Below are 24584 nucleotides of genomic sequence, written 5' to 3' on the forward strand. Positions count from 1 at the left end.
ATGCCTGTAGTTGTTGTGAGAATTGACGACAGACTTGTGCACGGACAGATAGTGCAGGGCTGGCTTAAAAATATAAATATTGACGTTATCGTTGTGGTTTCAGACGCAGTGGCAAAAGACCCTATGCAGCAAATGCTTATGTCTATGGCTATGCCGTCTTCCACGCGTTTAGAAGTAAAAAATGTTAACGAAGCCGGCGCAAGTCTTGCAAAAGGCGCGTATGAAAAAGATAAAACTATGATTTTGGTTTCCAACCCCGCCGACATTTTAAAGATGATAGAGCTCGGCGCGGATTTTAAATCCGTTAACGTGGGCGGAATGCATTTTGTGCCCGGAAAAAGACAGCTTTTGTGTAACTTGTCGGTAGATGACGACGATGTCAAAAATCTTTACGCTATTTATTCCAAAGGCATTGAGATAGAAGGAAGAGTTCTTCCTTTAGACGACAGATTGAATATTATACCTATAATAGAAAAAGAATATAAAGGTTTGAAATGAGTAAAGTTAAATTTATTTTTTGCGTTCACAATCATCAGCCCGTCGGAAATTTTGAATGGGTTTTTGAAAAGGCTTATCAGGTTTCCTATAAGCCTTTTATGGATGTTATGTTAAACCACCCTAAAATAAAATGGTGCATGCACGCAAGCGGCATGATTTGGGAGTTTTGCCAAAAAGAACACCCCGAATATATTAAAAACGTTAAAAAACTCGTTGCAAGCGGTAATCTTGAAATTTTATCAGGCGGATATTACGAGCCTATCATTTCGTCCGTTCCGGATAGGGATAAAAACGGACAAATACAAAAACTTACGCAATACGTTAAAGACGTTTTCGGCTGCCGCGAGGCGCACGGCGCATGGCTTGCCGAGAGAGTTTGGGAGCCGTCTCTTGCAAAACCTTTGTGCGAAAGCGGCATAAAATATACTGTTTTAGACGACGCTCATTTTGCGGCCTCGGGAATAAATACCGACGATTTAAAAGGATATTATGTTACCGAAGAGCAGGGATGTTCTTTAAATGTTTTTCCCATAAGCCAGCGTTTAAGATATACGATTCCTTTTCACGACGTTAATGAAACTATAGAATACTTTAAAGATTTGTCGCGCCAAAATGCAGACAAAAACTCCGTTGTGGTTATGGCTGACGACGGCGAAAAATTCGGCATGTGGCCGGGAACAAACAAACACGTTTATGAAAACGGATGGTTGGAACGTTTTCTTACGGCGCTTGAAGAAAATTTTGACACGGTGGAAACCGCAACTTTCTCGGAAGTTTTAAAAACAGAAAAACCTTCGGGAAGAGTTTATCTTCCGTGCGCGTCTTACTTTGAAATGTCGGAATGGTCTCTTCCGGCGCCTGCGCAGGAAAAGTTTGACAACGTTTTGGCAAAATACGGCTCAGACCGGGACGCAAAAACTTTTCTGCACGGCGGGTTTTGGCGCAACTTTTTAACTAAATACGAAGAAGCAAACAATATGCATAAAAAAATGCTGCGCGTAAGCGATAAAGTTGGGAAATATGTTTTAAGCAAAAAACCGCTTGCGCAAAAAGCGTTGGATAATCTTTACGCAGGTCAGTGCAACTGCGCGTATTGGCACGGAGTTTTCGGCGGGCTTTATCTTCCTCATTTAAGAAAAGCGGTTTACGCGTCTCTTTTAAAAGCTGAAAATCTTTACAATAAATCTTTTTTAAAACGAGCCGGCTGGTTAGCAGATGATTTTAGCCGCGCAGGCAAAGAAGATTTTCTTTACGAAAGCAAACACCAAAATATTTACGTAAACCCGCAAGACGGCGGCAGTATTTTTGAATGGGATATCTTTAAAATAAACCATAATTTTTCTGATGTTTTAACCAGAAGATACGAGTCTTACCACAAAAAACTCAAAGACAATATAAATAATGCGGTTGTGGCGACCGATAACGAGTATGAAGTTCAAACAATACATAACGACGCCGTAAAAGTTAAAGAGTTCGGTCTTGATAAATTTTTGGTTTACGATAACTACAGAAGAACTTCTTTGCGCGACCATTTTGTGGGCACGGATATAAAATATGAAGATTTTGCTTTTTCAAGATATTGCGAAATGGGCGATTTTACCGCCGGAGAATATAAAGTTATCTCCCGCGCGGCAAACCTTGAACTTGAAAGAAACGGCAAGGCTTACGGTAAAGATATCAGCGTGAAAAAAAATATTTCCGCGCAGCACGACGGATACGAAGCTGCATATGAAATTACCAACAATTCAAGCGAATCTATTGAAATTTGTTTTATTTGCGAGCAGGTTTTCGCTTTTTCATCAAAAGACGGAGACGACACAGCTAACGACAAAAACGTTTCCGGCTGGAAAAGATACGACGATTATTACAAAGCGGAAGTTGAACTTAAATTTTCGCAAGACTGCGATTTGTTCGTTTACCCGCTTGAAACTGTTTCCGCTTCCGACAGCGGATACGAAAGAACTTATCAGGGCACCGTTGCCGCGCCCGTTGCAAGATTTCATTCAACGCCCGGCGGCACGGTAAAATTTTCAATAAAAACGTCGGTAAATTTTAAAACTATAATATGATAATAGAAAATATTTTTATTCTTGCGTTTATTGCTGCTTTATGCAGTCTTGACATAACGGCTTTCGGTCAGTTTATGATTTCAAGGCCTATATTTTGCGCGCCGCTTTTCGGCTGGCTTATGGGCGACATAACTTCCGGGCTTTGGATAGGAATGATTGCTGAAATGGTTTGGATTAACGCTATTCCTATGGGCGTTGCCGTGCCTATAGATATTACGTCAATAGCAATACTTGCCACTTACTGGGCTTCTAAATTCTTCCCGGGAATGCAGGAGGCGGCTATCTGGGGAATTGCTTTTGCGGTTCCGCTGGCGTATTTTTATAAAGAGATGGACGTGGCGGGAAGAAACTTTAATATTAAAATTATGCGCTGGGTTGAAAAGGGGCTTCACGAGGGAAAAGAGTCCAGAATAGATATAGGAATAGTTTTAGGGTTGGGGTTATTTTTTTTAAGAATTTTTGCATTTTATTTATTTGCAATGTTTATCGGCGGATTTATATACCAAGGCATTTTCCTTCAATTTACGGTGTTTATTCTTTTGGGTTTCAAAAAAGCGTGGTACTTGCTTCCCGTGTTTGGTTTCGGCGCCATGCTTTACAACTTTAGAAGCGTCAGAATTCCTTTGATTAAAGGAAGAAATAAATGATTAAAACTTATTTCAGAATGTTTTTAAGAGCTTTCTTTATACAGTCTTTGTGGAACTTTGAAAGGCTGCAAAACGTCGGTTTTTTGTTTGTAATGAAACCTTTTTTTAGAAAAATATATAAAAATAAAAACGACAGACGCGAAGCTTTTTTGAGACACACCGGTTTTTTTAATACGCATCCGTATATGGCTAACGTAATTGTGGCTATTTGCGCAAACTGCGAGAGAATAATATCGCAGGAAGGGCTTAAAAACGCTCCAGATATAAACCTTTTAAAAAGTTCTATGGCAGGACCTCTTGCCGCAATTGGGGACTCTTATTTTTGGGGCACTTTAAGACCCGTTGTCGCGTTGTCGTGTATATTTATGACAATACTTTTTTCGCGCGTTTTAAGCGGCAGTTTAACCGGTTACGGCATAATAATTCCCGTAATGTTTTTCTTTTTGTATAACGCGGTGCATGTGCCCGTTCGGTTCTGGCTGTTGTTTGCGGGGCTAAAGCTTGATAAAAACAGCATTTATATAATAGCCAAACTGGAAGTTAAATTTTTCCTTGAAGTGCTTAAATATATCGGAGTTTTGCTTCTTTTGGCGTCTATAGCAATATATTTTCAGGTTTTCGGGTTTGGTCCGGGAAACAATATATTTTTTGCGGGGTTTATTCCCGACGCGGCGGTTTTGGGCGCGGTGCTTGTGTTGTCCGCTTTAGCCGGAAAGTTCAGCCCGACGTTTGCGTTTTATACGCTTCTTATTTTGTGCGTAGTTATCTCTTATTTAGGAATATAAAATGAAAGAAAAAATTATTACAGTGTCAAATAAACTCGGACTTCACGCAAGACCGGCGGCTCTTTTGGTTCAAACCACGTCAAAGTACAGCGCTACAGTAAAAATTTACAAAGACGATTATGAAGTTGATGCAAAAAGCATAATGGGCGTTATGACTTTAGCCGCGGCTTTGGGCAGCAGTTTGAAATTTATCGCAGACGGCCCCGACGAAACGGAAGCTCTTGACGATATAGAAAAACTTTTTAACGCAGGATTTCACGAATAGGAGAAAAGATGCCCGATCAAAAAGACGTCATACTTCACGGTGTCGCGGCGTCGCCGCAAATAGCCATAGGCAGAGTTTTTTTATTTGAAGATGATGATTTCTCAATGTCTTTGGTTAAGCGCAATATTGCCGAAAAAGACAGAGCCGGCGAGCTTAAGCGTTTTAACGCGGCTATGGATAAAACGCGGCTTGAGCTTAAATCTTCTTACGAGAAAATAAACGAAATTTTAGGCGAGAACTACGCTAAAATAGCGGACGTCCATCTTTTAATATTAGGCGATCCGGCGCTTGAGCGCGACGTAAAATTTGCAATAGAAGCCGGCGCTAACGCGGAATACGCGGTGTTTAGCGTTATAGACAAAGTAGTAAAATCGTTTGAAAAAATGCAGGACGAATATTTCAGAGAAAGAAAACAGGATATTCTTGACGTAGGCAAAAAAATTATAGCTCATCTTTTGGAAAAGCAAAAAAGAACTCTTTCCGACATTAAGGAAGATTCAATAGTTGTGGCGCACAATCTTACGCCCGCCGACACCGTTGCCATAAGAGAGAAGTTTGTAAAAGGATTTGTTACCGATATCGGCGGAAAAACGTCTCACACTGCGATAGTTGCGCAAGGTCTTGAAATTCCCGCGGTTGTGGGTTTAAAAAATATTTCTCATCAGGTTGCAACCGGCGACCTTATTATAATAGACGGAAACAAAGGTCTTGTTATTTTAAACCCTACGCCGGAAACCGTTGAAAAGTACAAAACAGAGTCTGCGCTTTTGTCCGAAAAAACAAAAGAGCTTAAAAAAATAAAAAATCTTCCGGCAGAAACGCCGGATAATTATAAAGTTTCAATTTTTGCAAATATAGATAATCCCGACGAAGTAAAATCAGTTTTAAATAACGGCGCAACGGGAATAGGGCTTTACAGAACGGAATTTATGTTTTTTAACCGTTCGGTTCTTCCGAATGATAAAGAACATTTTGAAAACTATAAAAAAGTAGCCGAAGAAATGAGCCCTTATGCCACAATAATAAGAACGATAGACGTCGGCGGAGACAAGCTTGCCGACGCCGGACTTTTAAATTTTGACGCGGAAGCAAATCCGTTTATGGGGTTGCGCGCAATAAGATTATGTTTAAAATATCCCGACATTTTTATAGATCAGCTTAAAGGAATTTTAAGAGCGTCGGCTTTCGGAAAAATAAGATTGATGTATCCTATGATTTCAGGGCTGGACGAGCTTTGCGAAGCAAATAAAATTTTAGAAAAAGTAAAAGAAGAGCTTAGAAAAGAAAAAGTTGCTTTTGATGAAAATATAGAGGTAGGCGCAATGATAGAAGTTCCGTCTGCCGCCGGAATAATGGACGTTTTGGCCAAAGAGCTTGATTTTGTTTCAATAGGCACAAACGATTTAATTCAATACACTTTGGCGGTTGACAGGGTAAATGAAAACGTAGCCAATTTATACGACCCGCTTCATCCGGCTATTTTAAGGCTTATAAAAAGAATAATAGAAGAAGGGCACAAAGCAAAAATAGACGTGGGTATGTGCGGCGAAATGGCGGGCGACCCTTACTATACGCCTGTGCTTTTGGGGCTTGGGCTTGACGAATTCAGCGTTTCGTCGGCGCAAATACCAAAAATTAAAAAAGTTATAAGGAGTATAACAATAACGGACGCAAAAAAACTTGCCGAAGATATTTTGGCAAACGCCGACAGAAAATTCTCTTCAAAACTTTTAGACAAAGTTCAATCTAAATTAAACTAAGCGGGATGAAAATAAATAATGTCAAATATAAGAAATTTTTGCATAATAGCGCATATTGACCACGGTAAAAGCACTCTTGCCGACAGACTTTTAGAATATACCGGAACAATTTCCAAACGTGAAATGAAAGAGCAGATTCTTGACGGCATGGAGTTGGAGCGCGAGCGCGGCATTACAATAAAAGCCAAAGCCGTCAGAATGAATTATACGGATAAAAACGGCAATCCTTACGTTTTAAATTTAATAGATACTCCCGGACACGTTGATTTTACTTACGAGGTTTCCCGCGCGCTTGCCGCGTGCGAAGGCGCAATACTTGTTATAGACGCTACCCAAGGCGTTGAAGCCCAGACGCTTGCCAATACCATGCTTGCAAAGAACGCAAACCTTAAAATAATTCCCGTTATAAATAAAATAGATCTTCCGACTGCCGACGTTGACAGCGCATACGAACAGATGAAAGAAGGTCTTGACGTTGACGCGGAACCTATTCTTGCAAGCGCAAAAGAAGGAATAGGAATAAGCGAAATTGTAGATTCTATCGTCGCAAACGTTCCGCCGGCGGTGGTTAATTCCGACGAGCCGCTATCGGCTTTAATATTTGATTCTTTTTACGATTCTTACAGAGGCGTTATAGTAATTGTTCGAGTTTTTGACGGTAAAATTAAAAAGGGCATGAAAGTGCGCTTTATAGCTTCTAACGCGGAATACGAAGTTCTTGAAGTGGGTTATATGAAATTAAAACCCGTAGAATTTGACAGTTTATCGTCGGGAGATGTAGGCTACGTAGTTGCCGGCATTAAAGATATTCACGATATAAAAATAGGCGACACAATTACCGAAAGCGCCCGTCCTACAAAGCATCCTCACGCAGGTTATAAAGAAATACATCCTTTTGTTTTTGCGGGGCTTTATCCTAACAGCACGTCGGAATACGACGGTTTGAAAATGGCTTTGGAAAAATTAAAACTTTCCGACTCGTCGCTTATTTATTTTCCGGAAACTTCCGTAGCGCTTGGTTTTGGTTTCAGATGCGGGTTTTTGGGTTCGCTGCATTTGGAAATTGTAAAAGAAAGGCTTGAAAGAGAGTTCGGTTTAAGTCTTTTGGTTACGGCTCCTAACGTAGTTTATAAAGTAAAAACTAAAGGCAAATATATTACCATAGACAACCCCGCAAGATTTCCAAACAACGCCGACATTGAAGAAATTTGGGAGCCTTACGTGGAGGCTACAATAATATGTCCCGTAGATTATTTGGGCGCTATTTTAGAGCTGTGTCAAAAACGAAGAGGCACGCAAACCCAGATGAAATACATGAACACCAAAATTGTGGTATTAAAATATCATCTGCCGCTTGCTGAAATTATCGTAGGTTTTTACGACGCGTTAAAATCCGTGTCAAAAGGATACGCGTCTTTTGATTACGAGCACACCGCCGAGCAGCAGGGCGACCTTGTAAAACTTGAAATTATGATAAATTCCGAAGTTGTCGACGCGTTTTCAGTTATTACGCACAAAGATAAAGCTCAAACTTCGGCGCATTATTTGACGGAAAAATTAAGAGGCATTATTCCAAGACATATGTTTGAAATACCTATTCAGGCTAAAGTAAACAATAAAATTATTGCCAGAGAAACAATATCGGCAATGCGCAAAGACGTTTTGGCAAAATGTTACGGCGGAGATATAACAAGAAAGAGAAAACTTCTTGAAAAGCAAAAAGAAGGGAAACGCAAAATGCGCCAATTCGGCAGAGTAGAAATTCCGCCGGAAGCGTTTGTGGCGGTTTTGAAAATTGACGACTGAAAACGGCAATTGAAAATTGAGAATGGAGAATTGAGAATTAAAATCAAAGACTTTTTTTTGGCATTTTAGGCATAACAACAAGCATTGTGATGTCATTGCGTGCTGCGATACGGAATCCATTTTTACTAATGATAGCCTTTCTCATTATTTTGAACTTTGCCGTTTTAATATTGTAGTTTAAAGGGGAATTATGGAACTTAAATTGTTTATAGCGGGTTTAATTTTATTTGCAGTTGCAATGTTTATGCTTACCATAAAGAAAAAGTTTACTTCCGAAAGTTCCCAAAAAACTTTTAAAACAATTTATTCATGGGTTGATACCGGCTGGACGGCGCTTATAATTGCGTCGTTTTTAATGTTCTTTTTTGTTCAGGCTTTTAAAATTCCGTCGGGCAGCATGAGGGATACTTTGCTTGAAGGCGATCATCTTTTTGTTAATAAATTTATTTACGGTTTTCATATTCCGCTTTCGGGCGGCGCAAGATTTTTGCCTATTAAAAACGTTTCCAGAGGCGATATAGTTGTTTTTCAAGCGCCGCAGTCCGCGCTTTCTTTTGAAGAAAAAAAAGCCGGCATTACAAAAGATTTTATTAAACGCTGCATAGCTGTTGCCGGAGATAAAGTTCAAATAAAAAATAAAAAACTTTATGTAAACGACGTTGAAGTAAACGAACCTTACGTAAAAGCCAAAGACGTAAATATTTATTCCGGAACAGATCTTGCAGACTATCAGCAAAATTGGGAAAAAGGCAGATTTGCGTCGGTTCGTCCGGATTATATAAGAGATAATTTTGGCCCCGTAACAGTTCCTGCAGGGCATTACATGATGCTTGGCGATAACAGAGATTACTCTTTTGACTCGCGCTTTTGGGGACCGCTTCCCGATAAATTCATAAAAGGCAAAGCCTTGTTTTTATATTGGCCGGTTAATCGCTGGAGAGTAATTTAGGAGGCGTGAATGAATTGGATTTTTTGGATAGTTCTTGCGGTTGTTTTAGCAACTCTTGAAATTATAACTCCTTCGGTTTTTTTCTTTATGTGTCTTGCCATTGGCGCGCTGTTTGCGGCTGTTGCGACATTTTTTGACGTTTCAAACTGGTTTGAATTCGGAATTTTTATAACTGTGTCCATAGTGTCAATTTACACAATAAGACCTCTGTTTAAAAAATTGATGAGCAAATCTGAAACTGTAAATTCCAACGTTGACGCTTTAATCGGCGCGCAGGCTGTAGTAACGGAAAAAATATCTTTGCAAAAAGCCGGTTTTGTGAAAGTTAACGGCGAGATATGGCTTGCCGAATCCGACGGTGAAATTGAATCCGGCGAGACAGTGAAAATTAAATCGGTCAGCGGAACAAAAGTGTTTGTAAAAAAATAAAAGGAGTAAAATATGGCGCTTTTAATTTGGGTAATAGCAATTTTTGCGGTAATCTTTATTGCAAACTCAGTGAGAATAATTCGTCAATACGAAAAAGGGCTTGTTGAAACATTGGGCAAATATACGGGCACAAGAAGCTCCGGAGCAAATATTATAATTCCTATGTTTCAAAAAATAGTTAAAGTTGATATGAGGGAACGCGTTATAGATGTGCCTCCTCAAAATGTTATTACAAAAGATAACGTTTCGGTAACTGTTGACGCTATAATTTATTTTCAGGTTACAGACCCCGTAAAAGTTGTTTATAACATTGAAAACTTCGCGCTTGCCGCTTTGAAACTTGCACAGACTAATTTAAGAAATATCGTCGGAGAAATGGAATTGGACAGCACTCTTACTTCAAGAGAAAAAATCAATGCGCAGCTTAGAATAGTTATGGACGAAGCTACTGATAAATGGGGCGTAAAAGTAAACAGAGTTGAAATTCAAAAAATTGAACCTCCGAGAGATATAACCGACGCGATGTCAAAACAAATGAAGGCCGAAAGAGAAAAAAGAGCAAATATTTTGGAAGCCGAAGGTTTAAGACAGGCGGCAATTTTAAAAGCCGAAGGCGCAAGGCAAGCTGTTATTCTTGAAGCGGAAGCTACAAAAGAAAAGAACGTTCTTGAAGCTACCGGTCAAGCCGAGGCAATTAAAAGAGTTGCCGACGCAGAAAAATACGAGATAGAAATAGTTTACAAAGCCATTCACGAAGGTAAGCCGACAAATGACCTTATAGCTATAAAATATCTTGAATCCCTTGCGAAAGTTGCCGACGGGCAGGCGACAAAAATTTTCCTGCCTTTAGAAACCGCGGGCGTAACGGCTTCAATAGGCGGAATTGCGGAACTTTTTAAAGACCCTGCAAAGCTTGCAAAAACTATAGAGAAAAAATAACAAAGGTTATACATAAAAAAGCGTCATCCGTTGGGGTGGCGCTTTTTTAACTTATATGACAGGATTATATATTCACATTCCATTTTGCAAACAGAAATGTTTTTACTGCGATTTTTTTTCGGTAAAGTATGATAACGCATTGGCGGATAAATATGTTGAAGCCGTAATAAGTCATGCAGGTCAATACAAACCAGTTAAAGTAAGTACAATTTATATAGGCGGCGGCACTCCTTCTGTTTTATCCGAAAAACAAATCGCGCAACTTTTAACTTCAATAAATAAAACCTTTGATATTTCTTTATTAACGGAATTTACCTGCGAATTAAATCCGGAGTCCGTAACGCCGGAAAAATTAAAAATTTTAAAAGATAACGGCGTAAACAGATTAAGCATAGGTCTTCAGTCGTCGCAAGATAAAGACTTGCAAGCTCTCGGCAGAATTCACAATTTTGATACTTTTGCGCAAGCTTTCAAATTTGCAAGAGAAACAGGTTTTAATAATATAAATTTGGATTTAATATACGGCTTGCCAAATCAAACGCTGTCCGATTGGCAAAAAAATTTAAACGAAGCTCTGCAATTTAACAGCGAACACATCTCTCTCTACCCTTTGACAATAGAACCAAACACGCCTTTGTATGCAAACGGAACGTCCACCGATGATACTTTGCAAAGAAGAATGTATGAAGCCGCCGCGGAAATTTTCAAAAAGGCGGGCTTCAAACATTACGAAATTTCCAACTGGGCTAAAGCCGGCAAAGAAAGTATTCACAACAGCAATTACTGGCGCAATGCGGAATACATAGCCCTTGGAGCCGGCGCGTCCGGTTACTACAATAAAAAAAGATACAAAATAGTTGAAGATATAGAAAAATACATCAAACAAATTAACCTATTTATTGACGAAGAAGTTATAACCGACGATATTTGTGAAACGGAAACAATAATTCTCGGGCTTCGTCTTTTAAACGAAGGAGTGGATGTAAAATATTTTAAAAGCGCGGCGCATAAAGCGGCTTTGGAACGCTTTTTAAGCCAAAAACTTTTAGTCTTAAAAAACGATAGAATTATGCTTGCAAAAAATGCCGTTTTTACGTCAAACCAAATACTTTCCGAATTTGTCTAAATATACATTGACAAAACCACCTCTGCCGACTATACTTAACAGCAGGGCTTTACAAATTTAATTGAATTTTCATATAAAAGGACAAAAAAATGAAAAGATTACTGTTTTTAACTCTTGCGTTGTCATTCGCGTTTGTTTTTGCAACGTCGGTAAAAGCCGAAACTTATACCGGAGATTTTCTGTTATATGACGGTTTGAGCGTGAATACAAACGGCGGGGCGTTGTATCTTCCTGGAGGACAGACTACTTTTGATACACTGATTACTTCTTTTACAAATAACAGCTCCGGATATTACGGTTCCGGCGGCGCAATATTTATTGGCAGAAACGGCCAGTATGCCACATTAATTTTTAATGGCGACACGTATTTCGGCAATAACTCTAAAAATGCAATAGTTGTAGATTACGGTTCAAAAGTTTACTTCAACGGGCATACTCACATATTTGAAAATAACACTCCAAATGCCATTTCTTTTGGCGGTAACGATGAAACTTTGGTGCAGTTTTCGTCGGCAAATGTGTTTTTTAGAAATAATGCTATTAGCGCTAACGGTTTTTCAGGCAATTATGCGGCGGGTGTGCCGGGCGTGCCTGACAGCAGCTATATAATTTTTAACAATTCAACAGTTACGTTTACAAATAGAAACGGCAGCACGTTTGTGGAATCTGCCAATAACGGAGCAGTGTTTAACGGCGGAACTGTAATTTTTGACAGCAATTCTGTCTCAATAAATTTTTCAAACAGCTTTGACCAAATTGTTTTTAACCCTAACAGCGTAGAATTCAACTATAACTATTCCAACGGTAACGGCATACAAGTAAAAGATTTGGACAGGTTTTTAAACTTTAAACTTTCAGCCGCCGGCAATAAATCTCAAAACGGCGGCTTCTTAAATTTTGTAAGCACAAGCGTAGTTTTCAATAAAGAAATAGAATTTATCGGAAATTCGGCTGTTAACGGCGGCGCAATTTACGCCGACAACTCGGTTTTAACTTTTAATAATAAAACTACTTTTAAAAATAACGCTTCGCAAAACTCAGGCGGAGCAATTTATTTACAAAATTCTACTGCAAATTTTAACAGCGCAAACGGAGAAATATTATTCTCTTCTAACTCATCTCAAGGGAAAGTAAACGATATATATGCAAACAACTCTGTTTTGAATTTCAATACGGTAAACAATGCAATAACAGTCAGCAACATAAAAACCGAAAATTTTTCTTATATAAATAAAACCGGCAACGGAACTTTGTATTTTGATTGGGACGCTTATAACAACGGTTATAATTCTACAACCTTAAATAATACAATATTTGATATTTCCGCAGGGACAGTTACCGTGTATTCGTATTACGAGCAGTCAAAAGGGGCTTTAATAGCAAACAATGCGTATCTTAATTTTGGAACGGTTATTTTTACAAGTAATACTAATAATAACGGCGGCGCTGTTTACGCAAACAATGCAAATGTATCTGTTGCCGGCATGACAGCGGCTTTTGAAGGGAACGTAGCTGCAAACTCCGGCGGCGCAATTTATGCTTCAAACTCAATAGTAAAATTCGGAAATTTGACTACAAGGTTTGATTCTAATAAAGCTGCATTCGGCGGCGCAATTGCAATAAGCGGAGGAAGTTTAGAGCTTAACAATGGCGTTACTACTAATATGCAGTTTGGTCCTACATTTATAAAGAATTCCGCAACAAATAACGGCGGTGCAATTTATGCTATAGACGGCGCAAAAATAAATGACACTAATTATAATGTGATTACTGCATTTAATCCTCCTGCAGGCAACGGAACTCCTGTATTGGCTAACGCCCAGCTTACAACTTCTTTTGAAAGAAATACTGCTTCATGGGGCGGCGGCGCTATAGCGACTATGGGAGTAAATACTGCGGTTAATTTTAACAGAACGGTAAAGTTTACCTCTAATACTGCAAGCGCCGGAGGCGGCGCTATTATGGCTGACCAAAATTCGGTAATTAACTTGAACGGAAAGTCGTTATTTTTAGGAAATAATTCAGGCAGTATCCAAAATGAATACGGAGCTTCCGGCGGCGGAGCAGTTTTTGTTGCCAATAGCGCCGTTGTGAATTTTTCAACATCTTCAACAGTTTCTTTTACAAGCAACACTGCTGCCAATTACGGCGGAGCGTTAAGCTTAAAACGTTACGGTACGGCTAATTTTTACGGAAACATCTCTGACTTTATCGGAAATAATGCAACTTACGGCGGCGCAGCGGCGTTATTTTCTAACTCAAACAGCTACGGTGGAAGCTTGCTGAATTTTATAGGCGGGCAAGTTAGTTTCGCAAAAAATACCGCTACCTATGGCGGAGCAATATATGTTGGCGGTTACCCTACAATTTCATTGGTAAATTTCTCACAGACAACCGTCACGTTTGCAAACAATACTGCAAACCTTGGCGGTGCAATTTATGTAGGAGAATCAAACGCCGCAAATAGAATTGAGTTTAACAACTCAAGAGTAGTTTTTGCAAGCAACGCTGCCACAGGCGCGGATAAATCTGAAATATATATCGTAAACAGCGGTTCATATTCCGGCTACAATGTCCCCGGAGAAGTAATTTTTAACGGTGGAACGGTAGTGTTTTCAAGTTATACCGGCACAATCGGAAAATTTGTTAACGACTGGAGCCGCGTAACTTTTAATCCTGATGTTATAGAGTTTTCAAATAATATTAATCTTTCTTCAATTTACGATTGGAATGTGTTTAAAAATTATAAGATTAACGCAATAGGGAACACCGGCGGATTTTTAGATATTATCAATCAAAATATTTCGTTTAATAATAATTTAAATGTAATAGGTAACAATGCTGGAAGCATGGCGTCTGCCGATGGATCTGCGTTGTATATAGCAACCGGCGTTGTAACATTTTCGCAGCTGAATGCTTCAGGAAATAAATCGCGCGGAGCTTTAAGCGCAATGTATTCTAAAGTATATTTTAACGGAGCCTCCCAATTCTATGATAATGCAGTTTCTTTCGGTCCCGGCGGTGCGGTTAGTGTTCAATATAGCTCGGTTGTGTTTAATCAAAATGTAACTTTTACAAGTAATGCCACAGCTATTTATGGCGGCGCAGTATATGCCGATAGAAGTGATATTTTATTTAATGCTTATGCGAATTTTGTGAACAACTATGCCAACGGCAGCGGCGGCGCGGTTGCTGCTTATGATAATGCGTATATTCAGTTTGCAAATGTGGATTTCACAAATAATTCTACATTTGCCGGCGGAGCTTTGCTTGCAGATTATGCAAGTAACGTAGTGTTTAACGGCGCAACCAATTTTACAGCAAATAAAACTGACGGTAAAGGCGGCGCTATTTACGCTTCATCTTCGGTAATAACATTTAGCAATACTTCAGTTTCGTCATTTATCGGAAATAGTTCAGATAAAAGTAATGGCGGCGCGCTGTATTTGAATTCAGCGGTAACTAATTTCAACGGCGATGCTTATTTTGCCAATAACAGCGTAGGCAACGTAAATATAAGCACAACGTATATAGACGGTGTTCTTGATTGGATATCGTATGGCTCTGATGAAACTTATTATTACAAGAGTCTTAGTGAGCACGGTGATGGCGGAGCTATATATTTAAACAGTAATTCTGCTTTGAATTTCAACAGTCAAAGCACGGAGTTTGTCGGCAACGGCGGAGAGTATAAATCAATTAATACTTATTTAGATACTTATCATTCTATCTCCGGCACAGGTGGAACTCAATATGGCGGAGCCATATATCAAGCAACAGGCTCTTCTATAAATTTTAACAACGGTTTAGTAAAGTTTGTAGGAAATACGGCGGGCACCGGCGGAGCGGTGTATTCAAATTCCGGAAGTTTGCTTAGTTTTAATAATTCAACGGTGATATTTGAAGGAAATACTGCAACATCGGAATATAGTCCGCCGGCATATTACTATAGAGGCGGAGCTATGGTGTTATACGGCTTAACCAAATTTGATAATGTAAAAGGCGTTTTTAGTAACAACTATTCTCCGGTCGGCGCGGGCGCAATAGCTGTTGGAGATCAAGGCTATACGGGCACATACGGAATTCCTAATAATATAGATTTTAATGCATATAGAAATAATTTAAAAATATCTAATTCAACAATATCATTTCATTCCAATTCTTCAGTTTATTCTGAAAAATCTTCTTACCCTTCAGGTTTTGGCGGAGCGTGGGGCATTGGCGACAATGCAATTGTCCGCGTAGATTTTAGCAATATTAATTTTACAAGTAATACGGCGCAGAGCGGCGGAGCCATACAAGCATATTCCTCAAAAATTATTTTTAACGACGGAGAAACAAATTTTGTCGGCAATGAAGCTAAAGGATCTACCGGCGGAGCTATTGAGGCGCTCGGATCAAGTATTGATTTTATAAACGGCATAGTAAATTTTAGCTTGAACAAATCTTCCGCAGCAGGCGGCGCCATAAATACTAGAACAAACGGCGGAGGCGGTTATCATTATCAAAGCATGACATCTTGGGTGCGTCTGGCAGCCTCTTCTATTTCATTTGTTAATGAACAAGCTGCATTTACAAATAATATTGCAGGCACATCCGGCGGTGCAATATATTTTGCTTCAGGCGATGATCTTGACGATGTTTTTGTGGATGGTCGTTTAGTAACGAGTTATAAAGGTAAATTGTTGTTTGACAGCAGCACAGCGACATTTAAAAACAACGTCGCAGGCGAATACGGCGGCGCGCTGTATTTGGCGCCTAACGGCATAACTGTTTTCAACAATACTTATGCTCAGTTTTTAGGAAACACCGCTCTTGGCGGCGGCGCAATAACCGTTTCAAGTGCGTCATTGAAGTTTGTAAATTCTAACGTTGAATTTTCTTCTAATGCGTCTATGTTTCAAGCTGCAGTTCCTTTTTATCGCGGAGGCGGCGCTTTGGAAATAAAAGACGGATCAAATGTAAGTTTTGAAAGCTCCACAATAAAATTTAACAACAATGTTTCTATTGCGTATGGAGGAGCAATAGGCGTAGGCTCTATGGGTGATTATCCTCCGCAAGAAACAAGAAGCTTTTTGAGTTTCAAAAATTCTACAGTTGAATTTACAAATAACGGAGCAATAGGCAGCTATTTGTCAACCACTCAAGGCGGAGCTTTATATAGCGGCAATTCCGATGTAACTTTTGAAAATAGTAAAACGTTGTTTGCAAATAATACCGCTGTGTTCTATTACCCCGGACCTATGTATGATTCCGAAGGCAATCTTATTACTATCGGCGGCAGCGGTAGGGGCGGCGCAGCAAATGTAATATGGAGTAAGTTGAATTTCACAAAAACAACAGGGTTTACGGAAAGCAATGCTGTTAAGTTTAGCAGTAATACGGCTACTTTGGCGGGAGCGCTTTACATAGCCGGTTCAACTGTAAATATTAAATCTGACAATGTAGAATTTTCCGGAAACGTTGCCCGTTCTACCGGCGGTGCGGTTTATATAGCCGGATATGGCTACTTATCCTATAGCATAGGTCTTTTAAATTACAGCAACGCATACTTAAATATAGTTGCGGATACAATTTCCTTTGTAGGCAATTCGGCTGCTAAAGACGGCGGCGCAATATATGCAAACGCCGGCAGCAGCATAACTTTATCCGGCGGCAATATTTTATTTACCGGAAATACCGCAAACGGTAAACCTAATGATATCTACGCTGAAAACTCATATTTCAACTTTAACCTTGCATCCGGACAATACGCAAGACTTGAAGGCGGAATTGTTGCAACCGGCGCAGATAATACCATTGTAAAAACCGGAGCAGGAGATTTAACTTTAAGCGGAATAAGCCGTTTAAACGGAACTTTTAATATTCTTGCGGGAACTTTTTCTTTAGATCGCGCATCTTTTACGTTTGAAACCGGAACGTTCAACCTTGCAACGCAAAACAGAACCATAGTTACAAATAATTCAGTTGTAACAATTGCCGACAGCGTAAATTCCGACGGTTCTAAATTGAATTTTTCAAATAAGAGCACAACTGATAACGGCGGCGCGTTGTATAACACTTACTCTAATATTTATATAGGCGCTCCTGTTGAATTTGCAAATAACAGCGCTAATTTTTACGGCGGCGCGTTGTTTGTTCTTGGCGGCATTACAACATTTAATAATGATGTTGCTTTTAAAAACAATACGGCAAGAGCGGCAGGCGGCGCGTTAATTTCAGATTTGAATTCAACTGTAAATTTTTACGGCGACAATGTATTATTTATAAACAATGGAACCACTGACGGAAACGGTCAATCTTACCAGGGCGGCGGAGCTATTTACGCAAATAGAGCCGGCGGAATTGTAAATTTCTACGGCGGAAATGTTTTGTTTTCAACAAACTCTACCGGACGTGACGGCGGCGCAATTTACGCCAACAATTACGGAAGCGTCAATTTCTCTTCAAGTAATGTAAGTTTTATAAATAACCAAGCTCAATACGGCGGCGCCATAAGCGTTAGAAGCGGCAACATTTCTCTTAACGGCGCGGCAGGCTTTATAAATAACAAAGCGTCAACATACGGCGGCGCAATATTTATGTCCGGCGGAGTTGTTACTCTTGCAGCTACAACAGGCGATATTCTATTTGCGTCAAACACCGCAAACGGAGCCGCAAACGATATATTCCTTGGCGGAAGCAACTTAACAATAAACTTTGGCGGAGCTAACAATATAGTATTAAACGGCGGCATAAAAACTGATGTCAACTCAAGTAATGTTACCATAAACAAAACAGGCGCGGGACAGCTTTACTTAACCGGCAGTAACTATATAAAAGGAAACTCTAACATAACCGGCGGCGCATTGGTAATAGCAAATTCCAATTTTGAATACGACGGCGGTAATCTCAATGTAAACGGAACTTCCGGATATAGACCATATGATAGCGATATTATTAATGCCGGTGTAAGAATATTCAATTCGCAAGCTTCGTTTAATAATGTTGATATGAATATATCCGGTAATTCTTCTTCTGTAGTAATGTCGTCTGTCCCTTTTTATATGAATCCAACGTATAGATTTGAGGCGGCTTACGGCGGAGCTATGTCGGTGCATAACAGTACTGTTGTTTTCGGCGGCGCAGCTCAATTCACAAATAACTCTATTGTAGGCGGAGGTTATAATAATTCGGTTTATAACAATTCGCACGGCGGCGCATTGGGAATTTTGCAAAGCAATGTTGATTTTAACGGCGATGTTTTGTTTGCGGAAAATACCGCGGGCGTGGGTTTAGATAGACATGGCAATGCAGGGGCGGTATATATAGGTTCAAGCACGGTCAACTTCAATGCTAAAACTGCGTTTGTAAACAATACTGCAGGCAGAGGAGCGTATGCGGCTCCGGGTAACGGAAGCGGAATATACGCAGAAAATTCTCGAATCTATTTTAATGGTATTTCTTCGTTTACGGGAAACGCAGGGCAAAATGCTACTGCAGGCGCCGGAATTTACCTTGCACAAAGCACTCTCGCGTTTACAGCTGACGCATATTTTGCCAACAGCGCAGGCAGCGGCGGTGGAATTTATGCGCGGGGCTCATATATAAATTTTGCAAATAGTAATATAAGTTTTATAAATAACGGCGGCGGCTATGGTTCACTGAACGGCTCTTATGCTTTGAGCATTGAAGGGTCTTCTCTTGTTGAATTTGATAATGCTCGCGCATATTTTATAGGCAACATGGGCGGGTTGGGCGTAGCTGCCTCAACGGTTGTGTTTAATGGCGGGTCTGCGTTATTTCAAAACAACAAAATAGATGTAGCGGGCGCAGCTATAAACCTTAGAAGCGGGGTTATAGATTTTAACTACGCAACTGTTGAATTTACGGGTAATAAATATCAAAGCGGAGACTCAATGGCGCCGGAAGAATACCGAGGCTTGGGCGGCGCAATATATGCAACTGCCGGATTAATTAATTTTACAGATTCGCAAGTATATTTCACAAGCAATACAGCGCGCAACGGAAGCGTAATTTATGCGATACGCGGCAGCACGGTAAATTTTGTAGGCGGCAACGTAACGTTTGCATATAACGTTTCTACCGACAGCGGAGCTGCAAATATTTATGTTGATGAAACTTCTACGGTAACGTTTGTAAATACCGGAAGAGCGTATTTCTCTAACGCGTCGGCGCGAAGCGGCGGGGCGGTGGCATTGCATGCGGCGGCTCTTTCTCACGACGCAGCGGCAAATTACGTGGCTAACCGCGCAGAAGAAAACGGCGGAGCGATAGCGGCATTTGAAGGCTCAACGGTATCGTTTAAAAATATATCCGCAAATTTCAGCGACAATTTGTCAAGCGTAGGCGGAGCAATTTACGCTTATAAAGCTAACGTAACGTTCGGCGAAGAAAGCGCGTCGCCAAGCCCGTTAAGAGCTCCGGCTTTTGCGCCTCAAAAAGTTGTTTTGAATAATCCTACAATAACATTTGCAAACAACGTCGCGCTTTCAAGCGGCGGGGCGTCGGCATATGTTGAAGCAATTCTTGAAGCGAAAAATGCAACGATGTTATTTATAAACAACAGAGCGCAGTATTCCGGCGGAGCAATATATTCCGAAAAATCAACAATAACAATTTCAGGAAAAGGCGAATACATTAACAACCAAGCCGGCACGCAGGGCGGAGCGATATACTTAACGGGCAGCACAATAATATTGTCGGCAGCGACAGGGGAAATATTGTTTAAAGGCAACACAGCCAACGGCGTAGCAAACGACATATACCTTGATAATGATTCGCTGTTAAATTTCAACGCTGCAGGCGCAAACAAAATAATACTTGAAGGCGGCATCAACAGCAGCGCCTCGGGCGCAAATATAAACGTAACTAAAACCGGCAGCGGCATATTGCAACTTGGCGGAGCAAACGAAGTTTACGGAACGTTTAGCATAACCGACGGCGAAACAGCGTTTATAAAATCGGCAAGCTATAAAGGAACAACGCTTTCGGCAACAGGAAGCGGCGTGCTGAACGCAGCCAACGCAAAAGCAAATATAATAGAAGTAACAAACTTTGAAAGTACAAACGAATTGAAGCTGGATATATTTGCAAACGGAGCAAGCGATAAAATATACGCAAACAACGCAACGCTCGGCGGTAACTTGTATGTAAGAGCAGGTGTAGGCGTGTATGAAAATGAAGTATTTAATTTCATATCAGCCAGCAATACGGTAACGGGAACGTTTGCAACAAACATCATAACAGGAAGCGGTTTAACAACAAACTACGACTACGCAACGCCGGGCTTGGTGAAAGTAACGGTAAGCGGCGTAAATCAAAGCAACTTCAGAAATTTCACAGGATTAAGCTATAACGCGCAGGAAACCGCAAAAGCGTTGGATAAAATATCAATAACAAGAAGCGGCGCAATAATAGATATAATAAATGAAGCGGTCTTTGCCGGCGAAGCCGAGCAAAAAGCGTTGCTGACAGCGACAAGCGGATATTTTATAGCCAACGTAATAAGAGGGGCAGGACAGTCGGACAAAGAAGAAGTGTATAACAGAATAAACAACGACCAGAAACAATCGGCGTGGGCGCAGGGCGGGTTAAGCAGCGCAAAATACGGCGAAGACGCGAATTCAGTAGGGGAAGTGAAAGTAAAAAATAACGCATTTGCCGCAGGTTACGACGCATTCGCCGGCGAGAAAACGCTGATAGGCGTTTACGGTAAATACAATGCGGGAAGCGTAGAACAAGCAGGCAACAAAGCGGACGTGTCAAACGTAGGCTTGGGCGTTTACGGCGGCTACGTAGCCGATAAGTATGAATTCAAAGCGTTGATAAGCGGAAGCTACGACAGTTATGATACAACAAGATACATAGCAGGCGACATAGCCAAAGGCGATTTTGGAGGGTTTAGCGTAGGAGCGGACGTAGAAGCGGCGTTCAAAGAAGAAGTGGTGGCAAACATAAACTTAAGACCATACGTAGGAATAGAAGCCAAGAATATAAACTACGGAAGTTTTAAAGAAGAAACGGCAAGCGCGTTAGGATTAGAAGTGGAAAGCGGCAACTATTTCAGAAGCGCGGCAAGAGCAGGTTTGGGAGTAAGTTACGACAACAAGATAGTAAACGTATTTATCAACGGCGAAGCGAAATACTTAATAGCGGGCAAAGACAGCGAAATAGAAGCAAGCGTAGCCGACACAAAATTTAACAGCAAAAGCTACGAAGAAAACGGTTTGTTGTACGGAGCGTCAATAGGAGCGGAAGTAAAAGTGTATAAAGAGTTGAAAGTATTCATAAACGGCAACTACCTAACGGCCGACAACTACGAAAACATAACAGGAAAAGCAGGAATAAGTTTTAACGTGAAATAAAAACAAAACTCAACAAAAAAGCCCGCTGATTTTTCGGCGGGCTTTTTCTATTTGAAGTCATTGAATAAATTGATATAATAAATAACTAAATTTATATTATATTTTAAAGGAAAAATTATGTTGAAGAAATTATTAAACGCTATTTTCGGCTCGCAAAACGAAAGAGACATTAAAGATATAATGCCTATCGTAGATAAAATCAACGCTTTAGAGCCTTCTGTAAAGCGGCTTTCCGACGATGAACTTAAAAATAAAACCGTAGAGTTTAGAGAAAGGCTGTCAAAAGGCGAAACGCTTGACGACATTCTTCCCGAAGCTTTTGCGTGCGTTCGCGAAGCGTCTATACGCACGATAGGGCTTAGACATTTTGACGTGCAGCTTATCGGCGGAGTTATACTTCATCAGGGAAAAATTGCCGAAATGCGCACCGGAGAAGGCAAAACTTTAGTGGCAACGCTTGCGGCTTACTTAAACGCGCTGCCGGCTAAAGGCGTGCATATTGTTACCGTAAACGATTATCTTGCAAAAAGAGATAAAGAGTGGATGGGCGTTGTATATGAAAAACTCGGTCTTACCGTAGGAAACGTTTTGCACGACATTGCTCACGAAGAAAAAGTCGCTGCTTATAACTGCGACATAACTTACGTTACAAATAACGAAATCGGTTTTGATTATTTGCGCGATAATATGGTTATTGATAAATCGGCAAGAGTGCTCCGCCCGTTAAATTACGCAATTATAGACGAAGTGGATTCAATTTTAATTGACGAAGCCAGAACGCCTCTTATTATTTCCGGCGCTACCGATGAAAAAACGGATAAATATTATATTTCAGACAGAATAGTGCCTATGCTTAAAGGTAAAAAAATTACCGAAAGCGAAGAAATTCAGGCTAAATACGACGGAGTTGATTTGTCAAAAGGTTACGACTATTTGGTTGACGAAAAACATCATTCCGTAGTGCTTACCGAGCAGGGCGTTTTAAAAGCCGAAAAAATTCTGGGAATAAAAAATATTTACGACGATCTTCAGTCCGAATGGGTTCACCATATAACGCAGGCTATAAAAGCGCACGAATTGTTTCGCCGCGACGTTGAATACGTTATTAAAGACGGCGAAGTTATGATTGTTGACGAGTTTACCGGAAGACTTATGCCCGGCAGAAGATGGTCTGACGGTTTGCATCAGGCGGTAGAAGCAAAAGAAAATGTAAAAATAGCAAACGAAAACCAAACGCTTGCCACAATAACTTTCCAGAATTTTTTCAGAATGTATAATAAAATTTCAGGCATGACGGGAACGGCATCCACGGAATCGGCGGAGTTTTGGGAAATTTATAAACTCGGCGTAGTTGAAATTCCTACAAACAACGCAATGATAAGAGCCGATAACGCCGACGTAATTTATAGAACCGAAAAAGAAAAAGACAACGCCATCGTCAACGAAATAGACCAGTCGTGGAGAAAAGGACAGCCGGTTTTGGTGGGCACAAGGTCTATAGAAAAATCGGAAAAACTTTCTTCAATGCTTCGCAAAAAAGGCATTCCTCATCAAGTACTTAACGCAAAATATCACGAGCTTGAGGCAAATATTATTGCAAACGCCGGCACAAAAAGCGCCGTAACTATTGCCACAAACATGGCTGGTCGCGGAACCGATATTGTGCTTGGCGCAAAAGACGAAGCGCAAAATAAAGAAGTAAAAGAGCTTGGCGGACTTCACATAATAGGAACGGAAAGGCACGAATCCCGCCGTATAGACAATCAGCTTCGCGGACGCGCCGGCAGGCAGGGCGATCCGGGTTCGTCAAAATTTTTCCTTTCTATGGAAGACGAGCTTATGAGACTTTTCGGCTCCGACAGAATGTCTTCAATTATGCAGCGTTTAGGCATTAAAGAGGGCGAAGATATACAACACCCGTGGATTTCCCGCGCGGTTGAAGGCGCGCAGAAAAAAGTTGAAGGAATGAACTTTGACATAAGAAAACAGCTTATAGATTACGACAACGTAATGAATAAGCAGAGAGAAGCTATTTACAGAATCCGAAATCAAGTTTTAGAAGGCGAAGACGTAACGGTTACAATTGAAGAAATGCTTGACGAATCCGTTGAAGAAAAAATAGAAATGTGGGCGTGCGAAAAATACGCCGAACAGTGGGACTGGACAAGCATAGAAGCGTGGCTTTTAAGAACGTTCGGCATTAAATACGAACTTGCAAATAAAGACGAAATAAATTATCTTACGCCGGAAGCTTTGAAAGAAGATGTAATGCAGAAAGTTTTAGAAGCTTACGAAAAAAGAAAGCAAGAGCTTGCAGGCGAACCTGAAATACAAAGAATGATTTTATTGCACATGATAGACTCGTCGTGGAGAGACCATCTTTACGAGTTAGACCACCTTAAACACGCAATAGGTTTTAGAGCTTACGCGCAAAAAGATCCGAAAATAGAATATCAGAAAGAGTCGTATGCCCTTTTTGAATCTATGATGAAAAGAATAAGAGAAAACACCGTAGAGTATATTTTTAAAGTGCAGGTTGTTGCGCGCCCTCAGCCTGTTTTTAACGTTGGCTCTGAAAACGCAGGCGACGTTACAAAAAATAATCCCGCGTCTGTTTCGCGCAAAGAAACTAAAAAAGTTACCGCCGCAGATTTAAATAAAATAGGACGCAACGACCCCTGCCCCTGCGGCAGCGGCAAAAAATACAAAAAATGCTGCGGACAATAAAAAAAGACAAAGTTTAAAGTGAAAAGTGACACGAAGTGTCATCCCAGAGTGTCTTAATCCGGGATCCATGGCTGCTAAATATTGGATGTGTTTCCATATATCTTTTAAAGTGTAAAGTTCAAATAAGGGCAATTGATAATTGAGAATTTAACGCCAAACAACACAATCCGCCTTCGGCGTTTCGCTTCTGCTGCGCGATATAAATTAAATATTGCGT

13 protein-coding genes are annotated in these 24584 nt (G+C 40.4%); all 13 read left to right on the forward strand.

Annotated features, from left to right (window positions below; translation table 11 throughout):
* The 13 genes from Epro_RS00440 to secA all read left to right on the forward strand — a co-directional run bounded on the left by Epro_RS00440 (nucleotide 1) and on the right by secA (nucleotide 24367).
* A complete protein-coding gene (locus Epro_RS00440) occupies nucleotides 1–498 on the forward strand; it encodes a PTS sugar transporter subunit IIB (protein ID WP_052569581.1) in 498 nt (165 codons plus the stop codon).
* Nucleotides 495–2567, forward strand: coding sequence for an alpha-amylase/4-alpha-glucanotransferase domain-containing protein (locus Epro_RS00445; protein ID WP_052569582.1), 2073 nt, complete (start codon nucleotides 495–497; stop codon nucleotides 2565–2567). The genes Epro_RS00440 and Epro_RS00445 overlap by 4 nt, the downstream gene beginning before the upstream one ends.
* Nucleotides 2564–3214 carry a PTS sugar transporter subunit IIC gene (locus Epro_RS00450; RefSeq protein ID WP_052569584.1) on the forward strand — a complete coding sequence of 217 codons (651 nt, stop codon included), beginning with the start codon at nucleotides 2564–2566 and terminating at the stop codon, nucleotides 3212–3214. Before Epro_RS00445 ends, Epro_RS00450 begins: the two co-directional genes overlap by 4 nt.
* Nucleotides 3211–3999 (forward strand): PTS system mannose/fructose/sorbose family transporter subunit IID, encoded by a 789-nt coding sequence (locus tag Epro_RS00455; RefSeq protein WP_052569586.1) that lies wholly within the window; start codon nucleotides 3211–3213, stop codon nucleotides 3997–3999. Before Epro_RS00450 ends, Epro_RS00455 begins: the two co-directional genes overlap by 4 nt.
* A gap of 1 nt (nucleotide 4000) precedes the next feature.
* Complete coding sequence (locus tag Epro_RS00460) at nucleotides 4001–4264, forward strand: HPr family phosphocarrier protein (protein WP_052569588.1); 264 nt, start codon at nucleotides 4001–4003, stop codon at nucleotides 4262–4264.
* Nucleotides 4265–4272: 8 nt separating this feature from the next.
* Nucleotides 4273–6024 carry a phosphoenolpyruvate--protein phosphotransferase gene (gene ptsP / locus Epro_RS00465; protein ID WP_052569590.1) on the forward strand — a complete coding sequence of 584 codons (1752 nt, stop codon included), beginning with the start codon at nucleotides 4273–4275 and terminating at the stop codon, nucleotides 6022–6024.
* A gap of 18 nt (nucleotides 6025–6042) precedes the next feature.
* Complete coding sequence (lepA, locus tag Epro_RS00470) at nucleotides 6043–7830, forward strand: translation elongation factor 4 (RefSeq protein WP_052569592.1); 1788 nt, start codon at nucleotides 6043–6045, stop codon at nucleotides 7828–7830.
* A gap of 190 nt (nucleotides 7831–8020) precedes the next feature.
* Nucleotides 8021–8779: a signal peptidase I gene (lepB, locus tag Epro_RS00475; protein WP_052569594.1), complete on the forward strand. Its 759-nt coding sequence runs from the start codon at nucleotides 8021–8023 to the stop codon at nucleotides 8777–8779.
* A 9-nt stretch (nucleotides 8780–8788) separates the two neighbouring features.
* Nucleotides 8789–9208 carry an NfeD family protein gene (locus tag Epro_RS00480; protein WP_052569595.1) on the forward strand — a complete coding sequence of 140 codons (420 nt, stop codon included), beginning with the start codon at nucleotides 8789–8791 and terminating at the stop codon, nucleotides 9206–9208.
* Between the two features lie 12 nt (nucleotides 9209–9220).
* Nucleotides 9221–10147, forward strand: a complete 927-nt coding sequence (locus Epro_RS00485) for an SPFH domain-containing protein (protein ID WP_052569597.1) — start codon at nucleotides 9221–9223, stop codon at nucleotides 10145–10147.
* A 55-nt stretch (nucleotides 10148–10202) separates the two neighbouring features.
* Nucleotides 10203–11273 (forward strand): radical SAM family heme chaperone HemW, encoded by a 1071-nt coding sequence (gene hemW / locus Epro_RS00490; RefSeq protein WP_052569599.1) that lies wholly within the window; start codon nucleotides 10203–10205, stop codon nucleotides 11271–11273.
* 89 nt (nucleotides 11274–11362) lie between these two features.
* The gene (locus tag Epro_RS00495; RefSeq protein WP_052569601.1) at nucleotides 11363–21640 is read left to right on the forward strand and encodes an autotransporter outer membrane beta-barrel domain-containing protein; all 10278 of its coding nucleotides are present in this window, start codon (nucleotides 11363–11365) and stop codon (nucleotides 21638–21640) included.
* A gap of 117 nt (nucleotides 21641–21757) precedes the next feature.
* Nucleotides 21758–24367 (forward strand): preprotein translocase subunit SecA, encoded by a 2610-nt coding sequence (gene secA / locus Epro_RS00500; protein WP_052569603.1) that lies wholly within the window; start codon nucleotides 21758–21760, stop codon nucleotides 24365–24367.
* Nucleotides 24368–24584: the final 217 nt, after the last annotated feature.

This window comes from Endomicrobium proavitum (genome assembly GCF_001027545.1).
Lineage (GTDB): Bacteria > Elusimicrobiota > Endomicrobiia > Endomicrobiales > Endomicrobiaceae > Endomicrobium > Endomicrobium proavitum.